18 protein-coding genes are annotated in these 24849 nt (G+C 68.2%); 6 read left to right on the forward strand and 12 right to left on the reverse strand.

Translation table 11 applies throughout. The features are described from left to right. Positions 1 to 41 precede the first annotated feature (41 nt). The 6 genes from KOR34_RS22925 to acnA form a co-directional block, all read right to left on the reverse strand. Positions 42 to 1211 carry a sulfotransferase family protein gene (locus KOR34_RS22925; protein ID WP_146568455.1) on the reverse strand — a complete coding sequence of 390 codons (1170 nt, stop codon included), beginning with the start codon at positions 1209 to 1211 and terminating at the stop codon, positions 42 to 44. 44 nt (positions 1212 to 1255) lie between these two features. Continuing rightward, a complete protein-coding gene (locus KOR34_RS22930) occupies positions 1256 to 2638 on the reverse strand; it encodes a hypothetical protein (protein WP_146568456.1) in 1383 nt (460 codons plus the stop codon). A gap of 26 nt (positions 2639 to 2664) precedes the next feature. Next, positions 2665 to 3525 carry a hypothetical protein gene (locus KOR34_RS22935; protein WP_146568457.1) on the reverse strand — a complete coding sequence of 287 codons (861 nt, stop codon included), beginning with the start codon at positions 3523 to 3525 and terminating at the stop codon, positions 2665 to 2667. 58 nt (positions 3526 to 3583) lie between these two features. Then, positions 3584 to 4321, reverse strand: a complete 738-nt coding sequence (locus KOR34_RS22940) for a hypothetical protein (RefSeq protein ID WP_146568458.1) — start codon at positions 4319 to 4321, stop codon at positions 3584 to 3586. 152 nt (positions 4322 to 4473) lie between these two features. Next, positions 4474 to 5427, reverse strand: a complete 954-nt coding sequence (locus KOR34_RS22945; RefSeq protein ID WP_146568459.1) for a TIGR01777 family oxidoreductase — start codon at positions 5425 to 5427, stop codon at positions 4474 to 4476. A gap of 101 nt (positions 5428 to 5528) precedes the next feature. After that, positions 5529 to 8291, reverse strand: a complete 2763-nt coding sequence (acnA, locus tag KOR34_RS22950; protein WP_146568460.1) for an aconitate hydratase AcnA — start codon at positions 8289 to 8291, stop codon at positions 5529 to 5531. A gap of 196 nt (positions 8292 to 8487) precedes the next feature. Here acnA and KOR34_RS22955 point away from each other — a divergent pair, with 196 nt between their 5' ends. Then, positions 8488 to 9261: a type VI secretion system tube protein Hcp gene (locus tag KOR34_RS22955; RefSeq protein ID WP_197531680.1), complete on the forward strand. Its 774-nt coding sequence runs from the start codon at positions 8488 to 8490 to the stop codon at positions 9259 to 9261. 145 nt (positions 9262 to 9406) lie between these two features. Then, a complete protein-coding gene (locus KOR34_RS22960) occupies positions 9407 to 10774 on the forward strand; it encodes an Nramp family divalent metal transporter (RefSeq protein ID WP_197531681.1) in 1368 nt (455 codons plus the stop codon). A 36-nt stretch (positions 10775 to 10810) separates the two neighbouring features. On the opposite strand, the gene KOR34_RS22965 is transcribed toward KOR34_RS22960, so the two are convergent. From KOR34_RS22965 to pckA, 4 genes are all read right to left on the reverse strand, one after another. Continuing rightward, a complete protein-coding gene (locus KOR34_RS22965; RefSeq protein ID WP_146568462.1) occupies positions 10811 to 13024 on the reverse strand; it encodes a pentapeptide repeat-containing protein in 2214 nt (737 codons plus the stop codon). A 79-nt stretch (positions 13025 to 13103) separates the two neighbouring features. After that, positions 13104 to 13922, reverse strand: a complete 819-nt coding sequence (locus KOR34_RS27605) for a Yip1 family protein (protein ID WP_390620803.1) — start codon at positions 13920 to 13922, stop codon at positions 13104 to 13106. Then, positions 13888 to 14718 (reverse strand): Yip1 family protein, encoded by an 831-nt coding sequence (locus KOR34_RS22970; RefSeq protein ID WP_146568463.1) that lies wholly within the window; start codon positions 14716 to 14718, stop codon positions 13888 to 13890. The genes KOR34_RS27605 and KOR34_RS22970 overlap by 35 nt, the downstream gene beginning before the upstream one ends. Before the next feature lie 61 nt (positions 14719 to 14779). Continuing rightward, positions 14780 to 16378: a phosphoenolpyruvate carboxykinase (ATP) gene (gene pckA / locus KOR34_RS22975; RefSeq protein ID WP_146568464.1), complete on the reverse strand. Its 1599-nt coding sequence runs from the start codon at positions 16376 to 16378 to the stop codon at positions 14780 to 14782. 205 nt (positions 16379 to 16583) lie between these two features. On the opposite strand from pckA, the gene KOR34_RS22980 reads away from it, so the two are divergent. Beyond that, positions 16584 to 17840 (forward strand): valine--pyruvate transaminase, encoded by a 1257-nt coding sequence (locus KOR34_RS22980; protein ID WP_146568465.1) that lies wholly within the window; start codon positions 16584 to 16586, stop codon positions 17838 to 17840. 225 nt (positions 17841 to 18065) lie between these two features. Here KOR34_RS22980 and clpX read toward each other — a convergent pair whose 3' ends face one another. Both clpX and KOR34_RS22990 read right to left on the reverse strand, forming a co-directional pair. After that, positions 18066 to 19343, reverse strand: a complete 1278-nt coding sequence (clpX, locus tag KOR34_RS22985; RefSeq protein ID WP_146568466.1) for an ATP-dependent Clp protease ATP-binding subunit ClpX — start codon at positions 19341 to 19343, stop codon at positions 18066 to 18068. Between the two features lie 354 nt (positions 19344 to 19697). Next, positions 19698 to 20018, reverse strand: a complete 321-nt coding sequence (locus KOR34_RS22990; protein WP_146568467.1) for a hypothetical protein — start codon at positions 20016 to 20018, stop codon at positions 19698 to 19700. Positions 20019 to 20370: 352 nt separating this feature from the next. Between KOR34_RS22990 and KOR34_RS22995 the strand changes: the two genes are divergently transcribed. The 3 genes from KOR34_RS22995 to KOR34_RS23005 all read left to right on the forward strand — a co-directional run bounded on the left by KOR34_RS22995 (position 20371) and on the right by KOR34_RS23005 (position 24830). Then, entirely contained in the window at positions 20371 to 22083 is a 1713-nt protein-coding gene (locus KOR34_RS22995) for a hypothetical protein (protein ID WP_146568468.1), read from the forward strand. A gap of 100 nt (positions 22084 to 22183) precedes the next feature. Further along, entirely contained in the window at positions 22184 to 23269 is a 1086-nt protein-coding gene (holA, locus tag KOR34_RS23000) for a DNA polymerase III subunit delta (protein WP_146568469.1), read from the forward strand. Positions 23270 to 23399: 130 nt separating this feature from the next. Further along, positions 23400 to 24830, forward strand: a complete 1431-nt coding sequence (locus tag KOR34_RS23005) for a hypothetical protein (RefSeq protein WP_146568470.1) — start codon at positions 23400 to 23402, stop codon at positions 24828 to 24830. Positions 24831 to 24849: the final 19 nt, after the last annotated feature.

A 24849-nucleotide genomic window follows, 5' to 3' on the forward strand; every position in this document is an offset into this window, starting at 1 on the left:
AATTCTACACGGGAGCGGGCAAGGGCGCCCGCCGAGGGGGCTTAGCAGGTGGGCTCGTAGCCGAACCGCTGGAAGTACCACGACCAGCGGCGATCGATCTCGTCCTGGGCGTGTTCGGGGGTCTTTAGCCGGTTGGGCTGGTAGTCCTTCAGCGACGAAACGTACTCTTCCAGGGCGGGCCGCATCGCTTCGTAGCCCTCCAGGTTAAGCGATTCGTAGATCGACTGCACCACCCCCAGCGGGTCGGCGGCCAGCTCTTCGTAGCGCACCTCACAGTACTGGTCGGCCGGCAGCGCGTCGGCCTGCTCGTCGTAGTGGTCGTACAGGGCCTCGTAGGTGCGGTGCACCAGTTCGTCGAACTCGGGGCCGTACTCCTTGCGGACCTGAAAGCCCTGGGCGTCGTACAACGCTCGCCAGGTGCGCTGCATCGATGGGAAGAGCGCGTAGGGGTGCCGGCTGATGTGCACAAACTTCGCGCCTGGGAACATGGTCGAGAGGAACTCGATGCGTCCGGTGTGCGTGGGCGACTTCAGCAGCAGCCGCTTGCCGTGCTTGAGGGTCAGCGCGCGGTAGAAGAAGGTGATCGCCTCGATGAACTTCCGCCGGTCCTCGTGCGAAACGTCACGCATGGTGAGCGTGTCGAGGTGTTCGACCGGGTCGTTTGGAAACCCCATGCGGAAGTAAGTGGACGGGGCGCCCATCACCGCCAGACCGAACTCGTCCTCCTGCGGCCGGGCCATGCCGGTCGCCATGTTGTCCATCGGCCGCTTGGAGGGCAGCAGCACGCCCAGCAGCCGTCCGAGCACCGCCTCGCTGATCAGGAAGTGCCACGGGGCGAAGCACTGGTAGGTGGACGCGGAACCGAACTGAGTGTCGCGGAACAACAGCTCGTGCAGGTGCGTGGTGCCGCTCCGCCAGTGGCCGATGATGAACACGGGCGGCTGGTCGATGGTGGTCTCGCGGATCCGTCGCTTGTAGATCAGCTGCTGCAGCCCATACATCGCCGAGTTCCACGGCGTCATCTGTCCGATGGCCAGCGCCATGCCGATCCGCTGCGCGTCAACGCGGAAGCCGTGCGATTTGAGCATCGACCAGAAGTCGCTCACCCGCATCCCGCTCCAGATGCGCAGCGCCCACCAGGGGTAGCTGTTCAGCTTCTCGCTGGTCAGCTTTTCTTCGGCGGGCTTGGTGCTTGGCTGGGGGTCGGGCATGAGTCGATGGGGTCTCACTCGGCCTGCCGGTAGCGTCGGCGTGGCTAGGGCCCCTCATTCTGACGGTCGGCTGCGTCGGTTGATAGCCCGTCCAATTCACCGAGCCTTGAGAGCTGATCGGCCGGAACCGCGGCCCGCTCCCGCACGGCGCGCTCGAACGCCGCGTCGCTGCGGTTGACGCGCCACACCACCACCCACACAGCCGCAACCGCCGCCGCGAACGACAAGCCGACAATCACGCCCCACGCAGCCCCCGCGTCGGCGGGCGCCGACAGCACGATCGGCGCCCGGCCGATCAGCAGCGGCGCCAGCTGCGGTTTGTCCCCGCCGTCGGGGCTCTGTCGCCGGGTGTGGTAGCCCCACCGCTTGAGCGAGAACCCGGCCGCCCGCACGGGCACCTCGATCTTGTCGCCCAGCGGAAAGCCCGGCGGCAACTCCAGCGCGCAGAACACAACCGGCAGGTTGCGTGAGTCGTCTGTAAAAAGCTCGATCTCGTAGTAGCGGTCCACGCCATGCTCGGCGGAAACGCTCCGTGCGCCGGCGCCGGCGGCCGTTTCGATCGCCACCGCCCGCCGCGCGACGCCTTCCAGCAGGTACAGCTCGCCACGCTGGTTGAGGGCGTCGTTGAACAAGGGGGCGATCGGGTAGCGGCCTTCTTCGGCAATAGTCATGACCTCGCGGGCCAGGGCCCGCTCGCGCGGCGGGGCCGCGGGGTCGTCGGTCCACTGCGCGGCGAAGGTCGGCAGGTTACCGCGGGCGAAGCGCACCAGCTGATGGGGGCCGATCTGGCGCATAGCGGCCAGTGTTGCGTAGAACGGCGCCGACTCAACCGCCTGCAGCCGCCCGCCGTCGACGAACCGATCAAGCGAGCCGACGTCGACCCCGAGCGACGCGAGCACCGACTCGCCGAAATTGACGTGCGGGTATCTGGCGACTTCGGGCAGCCAGCGCCAGGCGATCGCCACGACGGCGCCGTCACGGATCCGCAGCCCGACAACCTCCGCCTGCTGTGGTAGAACGCCGGGCGCCAGCCAGGCGTCGGGCACGTCGTTGGCGAGCAGCGTTAGCGGTCGATCGCCTTCGTTGGCGGTGACGCGGAGGTAGGGAGTGGCCGTGGCGCCATCGCCCGACTGCAGCTGCTCGGTGCTGATCACCTGGACCTGCATTTCGACCGGGTCGAGCGGTTGCTTGCCCGCCGCAGCAGTGTCTGCTCGGATCTGTGGCGCGAAGCGCTGGAGCCGATCGGCCAGCAGCAGCAGGTCGCGTGTATCGGTCGCGGTCAGGGGCTGGTCGGACGCTAGCCCCGCACGCCGTTCACTGGTCCAGCCCACCGCGTCCAGCACCGCGGACATCGGATCGTCAGTCGCCCGCGCAGCAGACGCCGGCCAGGCGGCGAGGATCAGCAGGGTGAGCAGCGGTCGGGGCACGCCTTTATTCTACCGCAGTCGGCGGGCTACGCGGCCGGTTTCTTCGCCTGACGCAGCACCACCATGACGATCAGGGCCGCAATACCGGCGGCGATGGCCGCCATCGACATTAGGTCCCGCTGACCGATCGGCGCCGGCGGTCGGGACTCTACCGCGACCGGTTTGGGCGCCGGCTGCACGGTCTGGGCCAGCACGATCGGCATGGTCCCCGCTCCGGCCTGAGACTGGTACGAGAGATTCTTGAAGAACACGCCTACAACCGACCCTGGTCGACGGACATCGGCGCCAAGCTCAATCCCGTCGGGCGGCGTCAGCGTATAGGCGGCGATCGGCCACACCTCGTCACCTTCGGGGCGGAAGATCACGCGGTACAAGCGGTCGATGCCGAGCTCGTTCTCCGCGGGCGTTTGTGGCTCGACCCGCTGGATCGTGCCCCGCACTCGGACCGTGCGGCCGCGGTACGCCTGTGGCTGCTTGGCGAGCTGCGTGTAGGTAACCGTGGTGGCCGGGCCGTCGGCGAGCGGCGCTTCGTGGGCCTTCAGTTGCCCGAGCACGGCGAACCAGGCGTCGGTTTCCGCGTCGCGGAACACGGCGTTGTCGAGGATGCTGTCGAGCTGCACCACGTTGAGCCACTGCCGCGACTCTTCCGGTGGGATGTCGGACTCGGCCGCCCGTTCCTTGGCCTGCGTGGCGGCCGGGAGAGCGGCGTGCGGCGGTGGGCCCCCAAACAGATGGGCCAGGATCGCCCGGGACCGCTCGGACCGCACCTGCCACGCCATCAACCCGACCAGGGCCAGCGCGGTGACCATGGTCAGCAGCCGCACCTGCTCGCGGCGGGCGAGGTAGTTGCGGGGACGCGGCTGTTGGGAGGAGTCGAATCGGAGCATTTCGCCTGCAGGGTACTGAATCGCGTCCCGGCGGCGAAGCCCAGCTGTCCGCGCCGGGCTACCCGCGGGTTCGCCGCCCAGCGGCCGCGGCCGCGATCAGCGCCAACGCGGCGATCGCCGCCGGCTCGGGCGCGGCGGTCACTGCGGGATCGGGGCGGAAGTCGGTCCCCAGGTTGTCACGCCACAGGGTGTAGTCGGCCGCGTCCACGACGCCGTCCAGGTTGCCGTCGGCGTGCCATTCGCCCACGCCCGGCTCGCCGGTGTTGCCGTACTCGTTGCGCCAGCGGGTGTAGTCGTCGGCGTCGACGTCGAAGTCGAGATCGAAGTCGCCATTGGGCAGCCCCTCGACCGTCACCGTTGCGGCGAAGTCGAAGCTGGTTAGGATGCCGGGCATCGAGATGTTGGTCATGTTTGCATGGCCGAAGCCGCTGGCGTCGATCTCGATCCGCATGTCCGCCATAAAGGTGAACAGGCCGTTGTTGAAGGTCTCGTTGATGTGCTCATCCATCAGCACGTAGGGCACCGGCGCGACTCCCGAGTCGGTTGTGAGTTCGCCGATCTGCGGAAGGATGTTGATCGGCAGGATGATGGTCACCGCGTTCGCCTTGGTGATCTCGTACTCGAAGAAGTAGTTCGTGAAGTCGAGGTCGACAGCTGTTGGCGAGGTCCATGAGTACGAGGTGGTCCCCTGCGGCACGGACGCATCGATTGTCCATACAGCCGGGTTCTCGGCGGTCGCGAGAGCAGGGCTAAGCAGCAGCACGAGCGACAACAGACAACGACGCAAACGCGGCATGGGGGAGGCTCACAGTTGAGGGCGGTGCGAGCCTCCATCGTACTCGGCGGCCTCCACGCCGGCCAGGGAACCGCAACGCATGCGGTTTCCGCGTAGCGTTTCGTATCAGGAAAGGGGGGAGCCGAACCTCGGCGGGCGCCGTGGGCATTGGGTCACTGGTTGCCTGCCCGCCACCGCCGGCACAGGTCGTTGGCCGCTTGGGACCAATCCGGGAAGCGGAATGTAAAGCCCGATTCGAGCAGCCGCCCGGGCGTGACGCGGCGGCTCTTGAGCACCAGCTCGGTTTCGGTCCGGAGGAAGACGGCCCCGACCTCGAGCATCCAGTTGGTGCTCGGCAGACCAACCCGCGCGCCCCACGCCCGCCGCAGGTCGCGCATGAACTCGGCGTTGGGGAGCGGGTGGGGCGACGCGATGTTCACGGCGCCAGACAGCTCGTCGTGCTCCATCAGCCAGTTGATCGCGCGGACGAAGTCGTCCTCGTGCACCCACGAGACGTACTGCCGCCCGTCGCCGTTGGTTCCGCCCAGGCCCCTGCGGACGAGGCCGAGCAGCACGTCGAACGCGCCCCCGCGGTCGGGGCTCATCGTGATGGCCGACCGCATCAGCACCAGCCGCGTAGAGGGCAGCTCGAACGACTCGGCCGCCGCTTCCCACCGCTTGGCCACGTCGATGCTGAACCGCCAGGTGTCCGGCGCGCCGGGCTCGTCGCCGCCTAGGATGCCGATTGCCTCGTCGTTCGGGGCGTCGTAGCGGTGAGCGTAGATGGTCGCGGTGCTGGCCTGCAGCCAGACCCGCGGCGGGCTACTGCTCTGCCCAATCGCCTGACCTATCGTGCGGGTCGAGTCGAGCCGCGAGTGCAGTATCTCCCGTCGGTGCTCGGCGTTGTACCGGCAGTTGACGCTGCGCCCCGCCAGGTTGATCACTGCGCCAGCGCCGTCGAGCTCGGCGGCCCAATCGCCCACGGTCTGCCCGTCCCACGGCGCCACCCGCCAATCCGCCGGCGTGGGGCGGCGGCTCAGCACCACCACCTCATGCCCGCCCGCGGTGAGCGCTCGGGCGAGCACCGTGCCTACCTGTCCGCTACCGCCTGGGAGGATGAGCTTCATGGGGCGGGAGTAATCAAATGCAAGCGCCACCCGCGGCGTAAGCCGCGGGTGGCGCTGTGCAATACCGGTGAACTGAAAGACTGGCGCCTTCCAGCCGCCAACTAGTCCTTCAGCAGCTTCCGCAGCACGTAGGCCAGGATGCCGCCGTGGCGGTAGTAGTCCATCTCGACCGGGGTGTCGATGCGGAGCTTCATGGTGAACGACTTGTCGCCCGCCTTGACCGTAACGTCCTGCAGCGGCTTGAGGTTGTCGTCCAGGCCGGCGATGTCGAAGGTCTCCTCGCCGGTCAGGCCGAGCGACTGCCAGGTCTCGCCGTTCTTGAACTCCAGCGGCAGCACGCCCATCATCACCAGGTTGCTGCGGTGGATCCGCTCGAAGCTGGCGGCCAGCACGGCCCGAACGCCCAGCAGGTAGGTGCCCTTGGCGGCCCAGTCGCGGGAGCTGCCGGTGCCGTATTCGGCGCCCGCCAGCACCACCAGTGGCGTGCCCGACTCCTGGTACTTCATGCTGGCGTCGTAGATGGACATCACCTCGCCGGAGCCGTCGCCCAGGTAGCGGGTGACGCCGCCCTCGGTGCCCGGGGCCAGCTGGTTGCGGATGCGGATGTTGGCGAACGTGCCGCGGGTCATGACGCGGTCGTTGCCACGGCGGCTTCCGTAGCTGTTGAAGTCCTTGGGGTCCACGCCCGATCCAACCAGGAACCTGCCGGCCGGCGAGTCCTTGGCGATCGCGCCCGCGGGCGAGATGTGGTCGGTGGTGACCGAGTCGCCCATCAGCGCCAGGCAGCGGGCGCCGGCGATCGGCTCGATCGGCTTGACCTCCGGCGTGATGCTCGACAGGAACGGCGGCTCCTGGATGTAGGTGCTGGCGTCGTCCCACTCGTAGAGGTCGCCCTCGCTGGTGGCGATGGCGTTCCACTTCGGGTTCTTGTTCCAGACATCGCCGTACTGGTCCTGGAACATCTCGGGCAGCACGCAGCTCTTGACGACCTCCTGCACCTCCTCGTGCGTGGGCCAGACATCCTTCAGGTAGACCGGCTGGCCGTTTTCGCCCTCGCCCAGCGGCTCGCTGGTCAGGTCTATGCCCGTGTTGCCGGCCAGGGCGTAGGCCACCACCAGCGGTGGGCTGGCCAGGTAGTTGGCTTTCACGTCCGGGTTGATGCGGCCCTCGAAGTTGCGGTTGCCGGACAGCACGCCGCTGACCACCAGGTCGTGCTGGCGGACCGCTTCGCTGATGGGCGCGGGCAGCGGCCCGCTGTTGCCGATGCAGGTGGTGCAGCCGTAGCCGACCGTGTAGAAGCCGATCTTGCCGAGCTCCTTGTCCAGGCCGCTCTTGGCGTAGTAGTCGGTCACCACGCGGCTGCCCGGGGCGATGGAGGTCTTGACCCACGGCTTGGCCTGCAGGCCGAGCGCGGCGGCCTTCTTGGCGACCAGTCCGGCCGCCACCATGACGCTGGGGTTGGACGTGTTGGTGCAGCTGGTGATCGCCGCGATCGCGACGCTGCCGTGCTTCAGCGGGAACGTGCAGCCCTCGAATTCGACGTTCACGCCGTCGAAGCCGGGGTCGGCGATCGCCACCTCGGCCTGCGCGGCGCCGGCGGGGTCGGGCGTGCCGCCCCCCTCGCCCTCCCAGCGGCTGGCTGGCGCTCCGTTGGGCGACTTCTCGTACACCTCCGCCAGGTCCTTCTCCCACTGCGGCTTCATGTCCGACAGCGCGATGCGGTCCTGCGGGCGCTTGGGGCCGGCCAGGCTCGGCTCGACGGTCGAGAGGTCCAGCTCGACCGTCTTGGTGAACTCGGGCGCGGGCGCGTCGTCGGTGCGGAACAGGTCGTTCGCCTTGCAGTAGGCCTCGGCCAGGGCGATCTCATCGTCGGTGCGGCCGGTCTGGCGGAGGTAGCCGAGCGTGACGTCGTCGACTGGGAAGAAGCCCATCGTGGCGCCGTACTCGGGCGACATGTTGGCGATGGTCGCGCGGTCGGCAAGCGACATGCTGCTGACGCCCTCGCCGAAGAACTCGACAAACTTGCCGACCACCTTCTCCTTGCGGAGGATCTCGGTGACGGTCAGCACCAGGTCGGTGGCGGTGGCGCCGGCCGGCAGCTTGCCGGTCAGCTTCATGCCGACCACCTCGGGCATCAGCATGTAGATCGGCTGCCCGAGCATCACGCCCTCGGCCTCGATGCCGCCCACGCCCCAGCCCACCACGCCGAGGCCGTCGATCATGGTGGTGTGGCTGTCGGTGCCGACCAGCGAGTCGGGGTACGCCACGCCGTCCTTGACGAACACGCACTTGGCCAGGTACTCGAGGTTCACCTGGTGCACGATGCCGGTGCCGGGCGGCACCACGCGGAAGTTGTCGAAGGCCTTCTGCCCCCAGCGGAGGAACTCGTACCGCTCGCGGTTGCGTTCAAACTCCAGCTCGATGTTGAGGTCCAGAGCGCCGTCGCCCAGGAAGTGGTCGACCTGCACCGAGTGGTCGATCACCAGGTCCACCGGCACCAGCGGGTTGATCTTGTTGGGGTCGCCGCCCAGACGCTGCATGCCGCTCCGCATCGCGGCCAGGTCGACCACGCACGGCACGCCGGTGAAGTCCTGCAGCACCACGCGGGCCGGCTTGAAGGGGACCTCCACGGCCTTGGCCCCCTTGCTGTCGCACCAGGCGGCCAGGCTCTTCACGTCGTCCTGCGTGACGACGTAGTCGTCGCAGTTCCGCAGCACGCTCTCCAGCAGCACGCGGATCGAGTACGGCAGCTTGGCGACCTTGGTCAGGCCGGCCTCCTCCAGCTTGCCAAGCCGGTAGAACTGGGCCGGGCCGTTGCCGGTTTCAAACGTGTCGAGAGCGCCGAAGGGGTCGTTGGTGGCCATAGCGGGGTAGGGGGGTGGGAGGTTTTCTTGTCGGGCTAGCCGCCGGGATTGTGATAATACAGGAATGCAGGCGGACCGTGGAGTGGCGCCTGCCGGCGAGGGCCGCCGCAATCCGGTAGACTGCCGGAGCGTCGACGCCGCGGCGGCCGACGCCTCGCCCCCCGAAAACCCACCCGAAAGCAGCAGGAGGAGCGCGATGAGACGCAACCAGACGATTGTGTTGGCGGCGTTGGTATTGGTGGTTTCCGCCGCCCTGGACGCGGAGCGTTGCCAGGCGGCCGCCTACATCAAGTTCGACGGGGTCGATGGCGAGAGCAAGGATACCGGCCGCCGGGGCTGGTCAGACCTTACAGGCTTCTCGCTCCACGTGGTCGCGGGCGGCACGCGAACCGCCGCGACGATGTCCAACCGGTTCTCCATGCTGGCGGACCAGTCGTTGCCGGTCCTGCTGGACGCGCTGGTGCGGGGCACAGATTTCTCGATGGTCGAAGTCGAAACGACCTCGCCAGACGGCGCCGAGATCTACCAGTACGAGCTGACCGACGCCCGGCTGGCCGACCTCGCGGTCACGCACGACGCCTCCGGCGTCGGGCGTGTGGTCGGCGAGATCCTGGCCCCCGAGGTCCGTATCCTGCAGGTCCCCACCGGGAATGAGATGATCTGGGACTTCAGCACCAACAGCGCTAGTGCGCTCGCCCCGCTGGCTGGCGATTACGATGGTGACTCAGACGTCGACGCCGACGACTACGCCAAGTGGCGCGACACCTACGGCGCTCAGATGCTCAACCTCGGCGGAGGCGCCGACGGCAACGCCGACGGCCGCGTCGACGCGGCCGACTTCACCATCTGGCGTGACAACTACACCGGCAGCAACCTGTTCAGTCCCACGGCGGCGCCCGAGCCGGCCGCTGCGGCGCTCTGCGTGGTCGCGCTGCTTGGGATCCACGAGATCATTCGCCGTCATCGGTAGCGTCCGGAGGGCAAGCAAGGCGCACGTTGGGGAGTGGGCGCGACCCACTGCCGTAGGAATGCCGATGCGAGCTAGCTTTTCGCGTTGCGATCAGCCAAGCTAGGGGCCTCGTTCGTCCAGTTCCTGTTCTGGAAGCCCGCGCCCTATGCCCATAGATGGTGACCCGTACGCCCTGACGCCCGACAAGGTCCGCGAGCCGCCCGAGTCGCTGCTGGGGCAGCTGGCCTATTGCGGGCCGGGGTTTGTGCTGTCGGCGTCGATTGTCGGGTCGGGCGAGCTGATCGCCACCACGACGCTCGGCGCCACGGCGGGTTTCATCGTGCTGTGGGTGATCATCTTGAGCTGTTTGGTGAAGGTCGCGCTGCAGCTGGAGTTCGGGCGGCACACGATCCTATCGGGCCGCACGCCGCTGGAGTCGATCAACCGTCTGCCCGGCCCCAAGCCGGCCGGCGCTCACTGGACCATCTGGGGCTGGTTCCTGCTGCAGCCGCTGAAGATCGCCCAGATGGCCGGCATTGTGGGGGCGGTGGCGCTGGTGCTCAACCTGTTCCTGCCGCAGGTCGAAGTGGCTGTTTGGTGCTGGGCCAGCGCCGGGCTGGTGGGGCTGCTGGTGTCCCTGGAGAGGTACCGGATGATCGAGCGCAGCTCGCTGGCGTTGCTGGTGCTGTTCACACTGCTCACGCTGACCTCGGTCGCGGCGCTGCAGTGGACCGACTACGCGATCTCGCTCGACGATCTCGCCAGCGGGCTCTCCTTCCGTCTGCCGGCGGCGGCCACGATGGTGGTGTTCGCCGCGTTTGGCCTGACCGGCGTAGGCGGCGACGAGATCATCCAGTACGGCTACTGGCTGCTGGAGAAGGGCTACGCGGCGTACGCCGGGCCTCGCGAGGAAACTGACGCCTGGCGCCGCCGCGCACGGGGTTGGATCCGCGTGATGACGCTCGACGCGATCGCCTCGATGATCGCGTACACGGTGGTCACGGTGGCGTTCTTCCTGCTGGGCGCCGCGGTGCTGAACGCGCAAGAGAAGATCCCGCAGGGCAACGCGCTGATCGAGAGCCTGGCCCACATGTACACCGACACCCTCGGCCCGTGGGCGCACTGGGTGTTCCTGCTGGGGGCGTTCGTGGTGCTGTTCTCGACGCTGTTCAGCGCCATGGCGGCCTGGACGCGGATGTACGCCGACGCGTTCGCCCAGGTCGGGCTGGTCAACTTCCGCGACCAGCGGTCGCGGCGCCGCACGGTGTTCTGGCTGGCGTGGGCGTTCGCCCTGCTGTGGGCCGGCATCTACGTGATCAACGAGGCGCCGGTCAAGATGGTCGTGCTGGGCGGCATCGCCACCGCGGCCATCCTGCTGCTGGTGGTGTACGCCGCCATCGTGTTCCGCTACCGCGACGCGGACCCCGCGATGCGGCCCTCGCCGCTGTACGACGCCGCGTTGTGGTGCAGCATCATCGCGATCGTGAGCTTCGTGGTGTACGGGCTGGTCGACCTGGTTCGCGGCCTCGGCTGATCCCCGTAGCGGCCAGGTTTCACTAGACACCGGCCCCTACTCGGGCCAAGCCTCGCTGGGCCACTCCGTGCCGGGGGTGGCCGGCGAGTAGTCAACTTCAGTGGACGCCGCGTCGGAGGAGTCCGCCCGGGGCGCGATGCCAACCGGAGTTTGGGGCAGGTCTAGCTTCGGTGACAGCTCCAGAGGCTTGCCCTCGTCGGGGTCTTTGCCCGGAGGGTCGAACAGCAGGTGCTGCTCGGCGGACGAGGTTGCCTGAGGGAGGTTCGCCATGCGGAGTTGCTGCTGCTCGGGCTCCCAGCCGTCCGGCTTGGCGGCGGCGTCGGCGACCTGCAGCGCCGGGGGGCGGTTGTCCCAGCGGGTGGCGTCGTTGTAGGTGGCGGCGGCCAGCATGGAGTTGGTCAGACCCTTGGCGCCCGACAGGTTGGCGTCGTCCAGCAGCGTGACGTGCGACGCGCGGTGGCCGTTGTAGTGGAGGGTCTGCTCGCCGAACCGGGCCCCGGACAGGTCGGCGCCGGTCAGGTCGGCGCCCTTGAGACGCGCGCCGCGGAGGTCGGCGCCCGCCAGGTTGGCGTCTGTGAGGTTGGCGTCGGACAGGTCGGCGTGCGTGAGGATAGCGCTGTGCAAATCGACGCCCTTGAGCGAGGCGCCCTGCAACCGGGCCTTGGAGAGCTGGCACTCGTGCATGTCGGCGTCATCCAGCACCGCCTTGCGGAGGTCGGCCGGAGGGCCGTACGCGTGGAACCGCTGCAGCTTGGCCTCGCTGAGGTCGGCGCCGAGCGCGTAGAAGCCCGAGGCGGACGCGTCGGTGAACTCCGCCCTTTGGGCGGACGCGCCGACAAGCGAAACCTCGTTGAAGTTGGCGCCATGGAACCTTGCGCCCTGCAGGTTGGCCTGCGTGAGGTCGGCGTAGAGCAGCGTCGCGCGGGTCCAACGGCTGCCGGTCAGGTCCGCCGAGCTGAGGTCCGACTGGTCGATGTAGCAGCCCTCCAGGTGGGCGCCGCGGAGCAGGGGTCCGCTGAACTCGGCGTACGCTTCGCGCCACCGCCGGGTAAGGTCGACCAGCGCGGAATCGGCCTCTGGGGTGAAGCCCGGGTCGCGCTCGCCGTGGTAGTCGTGCGACAGGAAGAGGGCGCGATCGTGGTACTCGTTCATCAGCTCGCGTTTGGTGCGGCCCCACTTGGGCGTGCGGTCGGTGGGGTGGTAGTGCACCACCTTGGCGTTGAACCAGCCCAGCTCCGCCCGGCCGTGGAAGGTGTCCTGCATCGCCGCGTGCAGGCCGTAGAGCACGCCCAGCGACACCACCCACTGCGCGGCGTGGGCAAGGCGACTGGTGCGGAGGGTAAATGCTCCGCGGGCGGCCAGCAGGCTGCCGATCGCGACGTGCGCCACCGCCGCGCAGGCGATGACCTGGATGATCGACTGGTTCCACTCGTGGCGGATGGCGCACCGCCGCCACACGCTGTAGACCGTTATCGGCGCCAGGCCCCAGGCCAGCAGCACGCTGAGCAGGGTCTGCGAGTAAAACATCCGCGGCCGCTCGCGGAGCCGCCGCCACTGCCAGCGGACCAGGCCCAGGACCATCCAGCCGTGCGTCTTGCGGTCGATCGGCTCGCCGTCGGGGAACACGGCCGGCAGGCCGCCGAGCGTCTCCCAGATGCGTTGCAGGTAGACGTGCAGGTAGCAGTAGACGCCGATCACCAGGAACGGCCCGAGCACAAAGAACAGCTCGCTCGGCGCGTCGACCTCGAACACCGGCAGGTTTACCACGCCGTCGTTGGTCAGCAGCTGCAGCTGGGTGGTGGAGATCAGCATCAGCCACACGAACGCGCAGCCGCCCACCATCCACATGAAGATGCTGCGGGCGAAGTCGGCGGCGTCGCCGCAGCGGGCCGCTTCTTCCATCCGTTCGGTGGCGATCCCGGCGGGGAGCTCGGCGCCGGTGAGGTCGGTCCCGGCCAGCTGGGCGGGGATCAGCCCGTGCGCGCCGGCCAGCGACGCGTTCCGCAGCGACGCGTCCCTCAGTTTAACGCCGTGCAACTGGGCGCCATCCAGCCGGGCGTCGTCCAGGGTCGCGCCGCGGAGGTCGGCGCCGCGGAGGTCGGCCCCCACCAGCAACGCCCCGGTCAGGTCGGCGCGGCGGAGGTCGAGCGGATCATCGGGGAAGTTGCGACGGTGCTCGGCCAGCGCGTCGGTCCCGCGCAGCGCGATCGGCGCAAGCGGGGGCTGCGGCGGTGGGGCGAAGCGGAACATGCTAGCGACCGGCGGCTCGGGGTTCGGGCGGCCGATAGTAGCAACGCGGCCGTGGCGGGGCCAGAGCGGTTGGTAGGGGCTAGATCAGAAAGGTGACAACGATGTGCCACGCTAGGGCGACCGCCCCAGATAGCAACATCATTGCCAACAGTGCCCCAGATAGGATGCCGAGTGCTTGGTAGTCACTTACATTGCATACGCCCCCAATGCCCTTGGCGAGGCCGCGAATCGCCCAGAGAGTAAGGACGAGTACTGCAACTAGCGCGATGCCAGAAACAGCCTCTTGCAGTGCAACCGGCCCATGCCAGCGGTAGACGTCAGCGGCCAGGTAGATCGGACCGCAGAAGACCGCCGGAAAGGCGCCCCAGGCGCACGCCGTCCGGACCGCGGATCTTGGGGCAGGCGTGCCGTTCCTCCTTGCGGACCATTCGCAGGCCCTGGCAAATAGCAACCAGAGCGGGACACCCAGCAGGGCGCCAACCGACAGTATCGTCGGCACAACGAAAGGGCTAGGAGTGAGCCAGACAGCTCCATTCCACTTCGGGCGCGTGTGGTCTCCGAGCTGACCGCCCGCCAGCCACATTCCGATTCCTACGGCCAGCGGCCAGGTCATGTAGCCTGGCCGATGTTCGGCGATCTCGAGGATAGTCTCCTTCGGCCAACGCCAAATCTTCAACCACGGCGACCGCAGTTGGTGGACTGGCGGTGCTTCGGCCGGCGCGTGGCGGCTCTCATCAACCGCCCTGGGCGATGCATACGGGTTGCCGATTCTGCGATCGGTGTCACTTGTGTCTTGGTGATCCAATCGGGTCGGCCTTGTCAGGCAGCGGCAATGATCACGGTCAGTGGCCTGCAGCCGCTTTCTAGAGGGAAGCGACAATCGCCACCACGACGACACCGGCGACGATTATCGGGAGCATCAGCAACAACCCCGCCAGGATGATGGCGCCCCAACCCTTCCAGGCCGAGAAGCGGCTCACCTCTCCGATGCACTTGCAGAGCACTACAAATGACCAGATGCCGAGCACTCCTTCGGCGATCCCATTGATAGCGATCAGCCCGAGGTAATCCCTGCCAGGAAACTGGCCGACCAAGATAACGAGCAGCAGGCTGAGCGGGAGCGTGAAGATGCCAGGGACCGCTCCCCAGGCGTACGCAGCCTGCATCTCAGTAAAGGTCGCGACGCCGCCAATCCAGCGGGCCGTAATGCTGATCAGCCACGAGTTGAGGAGCCACAGCAGCAGCCCGAGGATCGGGCCGGCGACGGCGCTAATCGCCACCGCCACCGCCGGCGTTAGGGCCAAGGGCTGCGCGGGGTCGGCCACCGAATCAGCGACGCCGCTCAGCACCGTCGAAACGCCCATGGCAATCGCGATCGGCAGCACCATGTACCGCGGGTCGGTGTCGACGATCTGGCGGATGGTCGCGCGGGGCTGGTTCCAGATGCTGACCCACGGGTTGAGCGTCACCCCGGTGAACGTGGGGTCGAACGGCCGCTGGGGGTCCTCCGCCTGCGGGGCGGCGTAAGGATTGGACGACAGGTCCGGGCGGCGTGTGGGATCGTCGTCGATCATGAGGTTTCTGCGGGGGGACAGGGCAGGGCGGCTCCCGCCCGTTCTAACCGAGTCGGGCCGCGTGGGGAACAGCACCGCGACGCCCGGCCCGCTGCGGCGCATGAAAAAGCCGAGCCCCATGGCGTGGGGCTCGGCGGAGCATCCCTGCTGACGCCGCCGGTTGAGCCGGCGGCTTCCCTACTTAGACCGCGGCGGGGACCTTGGGGCCCGCCTCGACGACCGACGCGTCAACGCCGGACGCGTACTTCTTGAAGTTGTCCGAGAACAGGCCGGCCAGCTTGCTGGCGGTCTTCTCGTACTCGCCCTCGCTGGCCCACGTGTTCTTCGGCACGAGGATCTCGTCGGGCACTTCCGGCACGCGGGTCACGACGTCCAGCCCGAAGATCGGGTCGGCCTCCGTGGGGGCGTCCTTCAGCACGCCGGAGTGGATCGCGTCGATGATCGCGCGGGTGTAGCCGAGCTTCATCCGCTTCCCGACGCCGTAGGCGCCGCCGCTCCAGCCGGTGTTGACGAGCCAGACGTTGGCGTTGTGCTTCTTCATCTTCTCGGCCAGCAGCTCGGCGTATTTGCCGGGGTTCCAGACCAGGAACGGGCCGCCAAAGCAGGGCGAGAAGGTCGCCTCCGGCTCGGTCACGCCGACTTCGGTGCCGGCCACCTTGGCGGTGTACCCGCTGATGAAGTGGTACATGGCCGCCTCGGGGGTCAGCTTGCTGACCGGCGGCAGCACGCCAAACGCGTCGCACGTCAGGAAGATCACGTCGGTCGGGTGCCCGGCCACGCACGGGATCTTGGCGTTCTGGATGAACTCGATCGGGTACGCGCCGCGGGTGTTCTGCGTGATAGAGGTGTCGTGGAAGTCGACGTGGTGGGTGTCCTCGTCGTAGACCACGTTCTCCAGCACGCTGCCGAACCGCAGGGCTTGGAAGATGTCGGGCTCGCTCTCGGGCGTGAGGTCGATCGCCTTGGCGTAGCAGCCGCCCTCGATGTTGAACACGCCGTCGTCGTTCCAGCAGTGCTCGTCGTCGCCGATGAGCCGCCGCTTGGGGTCGGCCGACAGGGTAGTCTTGCCGGTGCCGGACAGGCCGAACAGCAGCGAAGACTGCTCGCTGTCCTTCGCGGCCGTGGCCGAGCAGTGCATCGAGAGCACGTCCTGGGCGGGCATGAAGTAGTTCATCATGGTGAACACGCCCTTCTTCATCTCGCCGGCGTACTCGGAGCCCAGGATCACCATCTGGCGGCTCTCCAGGTTCACGTCGACGCTGGTCTTGCTGGTCATGCCCCGCGTGTGCTTGTTGGCGGGGAACGAACCGGCGTTGTAGATCACCACGTCCGGATCGCCGAAGTCGGCCAGCTCCTCGCGCGTCGGGCGGATGAGCATGGTGTGCATGAACAACGCGTGGTACGGCCGCGAGCAGATGACGCGAACCTTCAGCCGCGTGTTGGGGTCCCACCCGGCGAACGCGTCGACCACGTACAGGCAGTCGCGGGTGTTGAGGTAGTCCTGGGCGCGTTCCAGGTTGGTCTCGAACGTGTCGAGGTCGATGGGGACGTTAATCGGACCCCACCAGACCTGGTCCTTCGAGGGCGCCTGTTCGACGACGCGCTTGTCCTTGGGGCTCCGACCGGTCTTGGCGCCGGAGTACGCCACGAGGGCGCCGCGGTCGGAGATCACCGAGTCGGGCTCGCGACGCAGGGCCTCCTGGTACAGCACGGCGGGCGACAGGTTCCGCTTGACGTCCTCAACCGTGATGCCGTGTTGGCTGATGTCGAATTTTTCCATCGCAGGTTCCTCCTCGTGGTAGCGAAAGGTGACGGGCCGAAGCGGGACGCACAACCCGAAGGCCTCAACTGTGCGGAACCGACACGGCGTTTTGTGCGGTCCTGCCCGCCTGGGCGGCTGCATTCCCGACGGCTACCATTTCCCTTGAGCATTTGGGACGCGTGAGCGACGGGCGATCAACCGTGAATGTAGCAGAGCGAATGACATGCCGTTAAGGATCTCCAAAGCAGGAAATCGCCTTTCGACCGCCACCGGCATCTTTGAGCTGATGGACGACCTGGGGCACGCGATGACCGGCCCCGGGGCGGGCCGGATGCGGATGCTGGGGGGCGGCGCCCCGGCCGCCATCCCCGCGGTCCAGGAGGTGTGGCGCAGGCGTCTGGCCGAGATGCTGGCCGACCCGGGCCAGGTCGACAAGGTCCTGGGCGTGTACGACGCGCCGTCCGGCAGCCCGGCGTTCCGCAGCAGCGTCGCGGCCTGCTTCCGCCGCGAGCTGGGCTGGGACATCACTGAGGCCAACGTCGCGGTGACGGCCGGCGGGCAGGCGGCGTTCTTCCAGTTGTTTACGCTGCTCGGCGACGCCACGCAGCCGATCGTGCTGCCGATCGCGCCCGAGTATATCGGCTACGCCGACCAGGGCGCCGCGCCGGGGCTGTTCCGCACGCACCACCCCAAGATCGAGGAGATCGGTGACCACGACTTCAAGTACCACGTGGACTTCGACAACCTGGACCTGAGCGGGGCCGGGGCGGTCTGTATCAGCCGCCCCACCAACCCCAGCGGCAACGTGCTCTCCGACACGGAACTGGCCCGCCTGACCGACCTAGCCCGGGCCGAGGGCTGCCCGATGGTCGTCGACAACGCGTACGGCCAGCCCTTCCCGGGGGCCATCTTCACGCCGGCGAGCCCGCCGCCCTGGGACGATCAGATGATCCTGGTCTACAGCCTGTCCAAGCTGGGGTTGCCCGGCACGCGGACGGGCGTCGTGATCGCCAGCGAGGAGGTCGCCCGCCGCGTCGCGGCGATGACCGCCGTCATCGGCCTGGCGAACAACAACACCGGGCAGGCGATTGTGGGCCCGATGCTCGACTCGGGCGAGGCGCTGACCCTCAGCCGCGACGTGATCCGCCCCTTCTACGAGCAGCGGGCCCAGCTCGCCCGGCAGATCCTGGCCGACGCGTTCGGCGACGCGTTCCCCTACCGGGTTCACCTGACCGAAGGGGCGTTCTTCCTCTGGTTGTGGCTGCCCGAACTGCCGATCGGGTCCCGCGAGCTGTACGAGCGCCTCAAGGCGCGGGATGTGCTGGTCGTGCCCGGGGACTACTTCTTCTTCGGCCTCCCCGAAGGCGACGACTGGCCCCACCGCCGCCAGTGCCTGCGGCTGACGTTTTCACAGAGCGAGCAAACGGTCCGCGAGGCGCTAGAAATCATGGCCGAAGAGCTGCGCGCGCTGCACGATTGAACGCAACCCACAGATTGCGCCGTGGGCTAATCGAGCTGGCAGCGAAAGAGCAGACACCCCCCCGAGAAAACTCAAACGGGCCCGGGCGACGCTTCCCATTGATGCGTGCCGCCCGGGCCCGGTTTTCTTCCAGGCGACTTGACCCCCGGCGGCGGCAGCGTCTAGCGCCCCCGCCCCAGGTTTGAACGTCGCCCAGGAGTTGAGTCAGGTTGTCAGGAGGAAGTGTTAGGCGCTCTTGGCGGCCTCCTCGGCGAACAGCTTGGCCCGGCCCTCGACGACGTCGTCGGTGATCAGGTAGTTGCTGCCGCGCGGCTGCTCCGGCAGGTCGAACATGATGTCGAGCATCACGTCCTCGATGATCGACCGCAGGCCGCGGGCGCCGGTCTCACGCGAGTGGGCCCGACGGGCGATCGCCTTCAGGGCTTCATCGGTGAACTGCAGGTCGGCCTCCTCCATCGAGAACAGGTGCTGGTACTGCTTGGTGAGGGCGTTGCGCGGCTCGGTGAGCACACGGACCAGCGCTTCCTCGTTCAGCGGCCGGAGCGAGCTGACCACCGGCAGGCGGCCAACGAGCTCGGGGATCAGGCCGAACTCCACCAGGTCGTCCGCGTTGACCTCGGCCAACGCCTGAGCCAGACTCATCTCATCGGTCTGCTCGCGGTCCTGGCTGAAGCCAATCGACCGCTTGCCCAGGCGTTTCCGGACCACATCCTCGACGCCGGCAAAGGTGCCGCCGCAGATGAACAAAATGTTCGAGGTGTCGATCTGGATGTACTGCTGCTCGGGGTGCTTGCGGCCGCCCTGCGGTGGCACGTTGGCGGTGGTGCCCTCGAGCATCTTCAGCAGGGCCTGCTGGACGCCCTCGCCGGACACGTCCCGCGTGATGCTGACGTTCTGGCTGGTCTTGCCGATCTTGTCGATCTCGTCGATGTAGAGGATGCCGCGTTGTGCGGCCTCGACGTCAAAGTCGGCGGCGTGCAGCAGCTTCAGCAGCAGGTTCTCGACATCCTCGCCGACGTAGCCGGCCTCGGTCAGCGTGGTGGCGTCGCCGATGGCGAACGGCACGTTCAGGCTGCGGGCCAAGGACTTGGCCAGCAGGGTCTTGCCGCAGCCGGTCGGGCCGACCAGCAGGATGTTGGACTTGTCGATCTCGACCTCGTGCTCGTCCTCGGCCGCCATCAGCCGCTTGTAGTGGCTGTGCACCGCCACGGCCAGCACCCGCTTGGCCGAGTCCTGGCCGATCACGTAGTTGTCGAGCTCCGCGACGATCTCACGCGGCGTGGGGATCTTGGTGAAGAGCTGCTTGCTTGCCCCGCGGCGCTTTCGCTCCTGGTCGAGGATCGACTGGCACAGCTCGATGCACTCGCCGCAGATATAGACGTCGCCCGGACCTTCGACCAGCGGCCCGACGTCGCGGTAGCTCTTGCGACAAAACGAGCAGAACGCGTTCTTCTTTGAGGTGCCGCCGCGGCGGGCGCCGGTCACTTCTCGTCCAGAGGGCATAAACAACTCCTTCCCCGTTACTGCGGTGGGCGCCGGCCAGACGGCCGGCGAGGCCCGCGGTTTATCCTGTGGTGCCGCTCGATGTCCGCATCTCGGCAGACACTGTTCGGGCTCACGATGCTCCGTCCCCCAATCCGTTCTACGGCGTGGGGACTCCCCTGCATCGATCCGCCAAAGCTTTGTCTACCGAGCCGCGACCACACGTCAGGCGGGGCTTCCTTGTCCACGCACTCTTTCGAGCAGTGTTCGCATCTCGGTACGCAACGCTGATGGGATCCGTTCATCGGCCCCGGGCACAATCTTTCGCCACCGCACCCTGCTAGCGACGCAAGGACTCGCCAGGCGAACCCACCGTCACAGGGCGCCTTGGCCCGCATCACCCGCAACAGACGAACGTCGACTCTCTTCACGCGTCTCTGCCAGCATGGTTTCCAGGTCGACCTGCATGTCGTCCTGGAGCTGGGCAGCTAGCTTCGTCTTTATCGTTCGGTATTCCTCGTCGCTGAGCCCACCCCGGGCGTGCAGTTCCCTGAAGTTACTGAGCAGGTCGCTGGCGGTTGGCGTGTCGTCAGCCTCAACATCGCGCAATCTTTTCACAAGCCAAAACAGCCCGCCGGCCGCAGCAAGCACGAGCGCAAACAGCAACGCCGCTTCCGCCACCGGATGAATCGCCATGATCGCACCAAACTTCGTGAAGCAGGGCGTCGCCCCGGCAGTCCCTGTTCCTCTGCGCGGTGTCCAGCCGCGGCCCGCTCCGCTCACCGCATCAGGCGGTTGACCGAGCTCACACGCCGCCGCCCGGCCTCCACAATTATGGCGGCCTGTCAGAGGGCAGTCCAGGAAATGCCGTCGCACGCCCCGCCGCCGGACCATTTTACCTGTCCGTCCCCAATCGCCAAATCGCAATAACCTCGCCGTTCGGGGCCCAAAGCCGCGTGGCCCGCCGCCCGGCCGATAAATCGAGAGGAGGACCGCCGCGCGCCGACCAGTCGTCTTGAAACCTCGGCTGTGGGCCTCCGGAGAACCCATGCCCAGCAACCGACCCACCCGCCGCCCCCGCCCGCTCTGGCGTCTGCTGACGCTTGTGGCGCTGGCTTGCGGTGCGGCGACTTCGGGGCCGGCCCGGGCCCAGCCGGCGGGCGATGCGGTGGTCTGGGGCCAGGACGTGTTCGTGATTCCCTACAAGTGGTCGGGCGGCTCCGACCGCTCGGCAGTCCGGGAAGTAATCCTCTACTTCTCTGACAACCAGGGACGCGACTGGAAAGAAGTCACCCGGGCCCGGCCCGACGTGCAGTCGTTCATGTACCGCGCCCCGGGCGACGGCGAGTACTGGTTTGCTATCCGGACCGCCGACGCCGCCGGCGCCCGCTGGCCCTCGGGGCCGATGCGGCCGGAACTCCGGGTGGTGGTGGACACTCAGCTCCCGACGCTGCGGATCACCTTGGCGACGCTGACGCCCGATGGCCGGTTGTCGGTCGCCGCGGAGGCGTCCGACCCGCAGCTCGACGCGAGCACCGCGGTGGTCGCGTACCAAGACCCAACAACAGGCGGGTGGCAGACCATCCAGCCCACGGCTACGCCCGGCGTCGCCGGCGCGGCGACCATCCAGGCGACGGCGGTGCTGCCCGCGGGGAGCAGAGGAGTCATGGTGCGTGTGTCGGTCCAGGACCGGGCGGGCAACCCGGCCAGCGCAGGCGTCATGGCGGCCGCCCCCTACGAGGCGTCGCGGGGCGTGCCGGCGTTGTCTGCGTCCGCTACGCTCGGCATGGGAGGAAGCTACGCCCAGCCGGCGCCGTCTTCCAACCACTTCGCCGCCATCGCGCAGCCGTCGACGGGACTGCCCGCCGACCCATTCACCAGCAGCACGGCGTTTGTCCCGCAGGCGCCGCCCACGGAAACGCCCTCACTCGCAGCGCCGAACAGTGCGGCCGCCTCTGGCTGGCAGCCGGCCGCGCCGCAGCCAGCGCAGGTGTGGCGCCCGGACAACACGCCGATTCCCAGCGTAGCGGCCAGCCAACCGGGGGCGCCCCCGACGACTGCTGCGCCCGGTCCCTTCCGCTACGCCTCGAGCGCCCCGCCGCAGGACCTGCCGGTTCAGGGCGGCGCCGCGGCGCCGCAGCGGCTGCTGGTCAACTCCGAGCGGTTCGAACTGCAGTACGACCTGCACTCCGTTGGCAGGTGGGGCGTGTCGCGGGTCGAGGTTTGGGGGACCGAGGACCGTGGCGCCAACTGGCGCAGGTTCGCGATCGACACCGACCAGCGCAGCCCGGTCGACGTGCAGGTCCAGGCGGACGGCGTATACGGGTTCTCGATTCTCGTGCAGAGCGTCGGCGGGTTGGACCGTGACCCGCCGCATTCCGGCGACCAGCCGGACATCTACGTTGAGGTCGACCGCGCGCGTCCCACCGTGTCCATCGGCGACGCGGTGCAGCCGGACGGCTACTTCGCGGATCACCTGAATGTCACCTGGCAGGCCGGGGACGCGAACCTGGTCGACCGGCCCATCTCGCTGCTCTACGCCGCCCAGCCAAGCGGCCCGTGGATGCCGATTGCTTCGAACCTGCCGAACAACGGGCGGTACTCGTGGCGGCTGCAGCGGCACCTGCCCAGCCGGCTGTACGTCCGGCTTGAGGCCCGCGACCAGGCGGGCAACGTCGGCGTCGACCAGACGCAGCAGCCCGTCGAGATCCGGCTGCCCGAGTCCTCCGGCGCCATCCGGCACGCCCGCCCGCTTCAATAGCCCGGCGCCCGCGCGGTAGACTCAGGCCAAGGGCGCTCGTCAACGAGGGCCGTTCCGACTCGTACGAGCCGCGGGGCCCGCCAGTCCTGCCGGGGATGAATTGAGCAAGACTACTTATTCAGCGCTGACCGGGCTCGACTACCTGCTTGCGCCGGCCGCTCAGGATCTGGGCGCGATGGTGGCTGTGGTGGGCGACGAGCCGTTCCTCAAGCGAGAGGTGCTGCACAGCGTCCGCGAGCGACTGTCCGACGGCAACGACCTGGCCTGCAGCACGTACGCCGGGCGTGAGTGCGACTGGCGTGACGTCGCGGACGCGCTGACGAGCGTGTCGCTGTTCGGCGGCGCGTCGGCGGCCATCGTCGAGGACGCCGACCCGTTTGTCACCCGCTTCCGGCCCCAGTTGGAAGACTACGCCGCGAAGGAGCGGCATGCCGGCACGCTGGTGCTGGACGTCAAGACGTGGCCGTCCAACACGCGGCTGGCAAAGGCCCAGGCCGGCAAGGGGCTGGTGGTCAAGTGCCAGGTCCCCGAGCGGGGCGCGGAGGTGGGGCAGTTCCAGCGCGCGGCCAAGAAGTGGCTGGCCCAACGGGCCGAAGGCGTCCACGGTTCGCCTGTCGAAGCCGGCGCGCTCGACGCGCTGTTCGATCTGTTGCCGCTCAGCCTGGGAGTGATGGACCAGGAGGTCAGCAAGCTTGCGCTGCTGGCGGGCGAGGGCGCCGCAATCGACGCGGACCTGGTGCACCGCCACGTCGGCGGCTGGCGGACGCGGAAGACGTGGGACATGATCGACGCGATCGCCGACGGCGACGCCAGTGACGCGCTCGAACAGCTCGATCGGCTGCTGCGGGCCGGCGAGCAGCCGATCGGGCTGATGGCCCAGGTCGCGTCGTCGCTGCGGAGGTTTTCTGCGGCCGCGTGCCTGATCGCCCAGGCCGAGGCGAACGGCCGCCGCACCTCGCTGCGCGATGCGCTCGAGCGGGCGGGGGTGATGAAGTTCAAGCTGGCCGACGCTGAGCGGCAGCTGAAGCAGATCGGTCGTGCCCGCGCCGCGCAGCTCGACCAGTGGCTGCTCGACGCCGACCTGGCGCTCAAGGGCCACAACAGCACGCCCGGACGCGGCCGCACCGAGCTGGAATGCCTTATTGTGCGTCTCAGCAAGGCCGGTGACGAACGCCGTGCGGGGTAGACGCCGGGCACGCTAGCAGCGGAGTCAGATCGCGACTCCTGGGGGCAAGTGCCGTTGCCGGTGGGGCGGGCTTGTCGTACCATCCGCGGCCCGTGCTATCAGCTCTCTGTGCTCGTTTGGTTCGCGTTCCATGCTCCGTATCTGCCTTACGATACTCATCTGCCTGGCGGGGCCGCTCTCGCTGGGCTGCCGGACCTCGTTGAAGTCGTTCGCGAAGGGGACCACCGGCCAGCTCGAGGCGCCCAGCGTCGCCGGTCGGGCCCCGGCCCCGCCGCCCGCGGACGCAGCGCCCCTGGTGGAGCCAACCCGCGAGCAGGCATTCGCCGCCGTGCTCGATGATCTTCAGGCGATCGGCAAGGACAACCCCGCCGCTCAGCAGCAGCTACTGACTCAGCTCGCCGAGTCAGACCCTGCCCACTGGGAGGGGCTGGTGACCCGCGCACGCTCGACCATGCTCTACCAGCGGCAGCTCGCCGGCGAACCGGCCAAGGGCGACGTGATGCAGGCGTCCGGCCAGCAAACGGCCCGAGTCGACGTGGCCTCGAATCCCACGACGCGCGGCGCCGGCAGGAACGCCCCAGACGCCAGCGCGCCGCCGCTGCCCAGCCGGCCCGAGACGTGGCCGACCCAAACCTACGAAACGCAGCAGCCGGAGCCCGCGGGGCAGGGCGTCGACGTGCGGCGGTTCGACCCGGCGCTGACGCAGACGGCCGCCTTCGACACGATCTTTTCGCGGTCGGTGAACCCAGCGCAGACGGTGCCCTTCGCGGCGCCGGCGCGGTCGGTTCCGTACGCCCCGACGCATCAGCAGCAGGCCGGCGCCGCGCCGCCCGCCCCTGTACAACCCACGACACAGAATTGGAACGACTCGCTGCAAGCCGCGATCAAGCAGCTGTCAGAGGAACTCGACCACCGCCCGCAGAGTGTCAACGAGGCGTACGACCACGTGCGGCTGCGGATGCTGCAGCTGGCCGCCGGCAACCTGGACGGCGCGGCGGCGTCGGTCCCAGGTCTGACCGCTACCGAGCAGCAGTACTGGTCGCACCAGCTGCTGACCGTGAGCACGATGCTAGACAACGAAACGCAGCCCGAGGTCCGCCGCCGGGCGGCCGCCGGCGGGCTGCACCTGCAGAACGCCGTGACCGCGTTGGAGCAGCTCGGCAGTCTGACGGTCGGCCACCTGAGGTTCTGCGAGGAGGTCTACGGGTTCGGCGCCTACCAACCGCTCAAGCACGCCCGGTTCCGGCCCGGCGACGAGGTGAAGATCTACGCCGAGGTGGCCAACTTCAAGACCGTCACCACGCCCCAAGGTGAGCACACGTCGCTCGCGACGAGCTACCAGGTGCTCGACCAGCACGGAAGCCGCGTTGACGGGGGCGACGTGCCGGTCGTGAACGACTACTGCGCCTCGCGACGCCGCGACTTCCACATCCAGTACGGCATCACCCTGCCCAAGGGGATCTACCCGGGGCGGTACGTGCTGGAGCTGACCCTCACGGACCAGCTGGGCGACAAGATCGGCCACGGCACGATCGATTTTGAGATCGTCGCCACCAAGTAGCGGCGGACGCTAGTACGCT

The organism is Posidoniimonas corsicana, from assembly GCF_007859765.1.
In the GTDB taxonomy this organism is placed as follows: Bacteria; Planctomycetota; Planctomycetia; order Pirellulales; family Lacipirellulaceae; genus Posidoniimonas; species Posidoniimonas corsicana.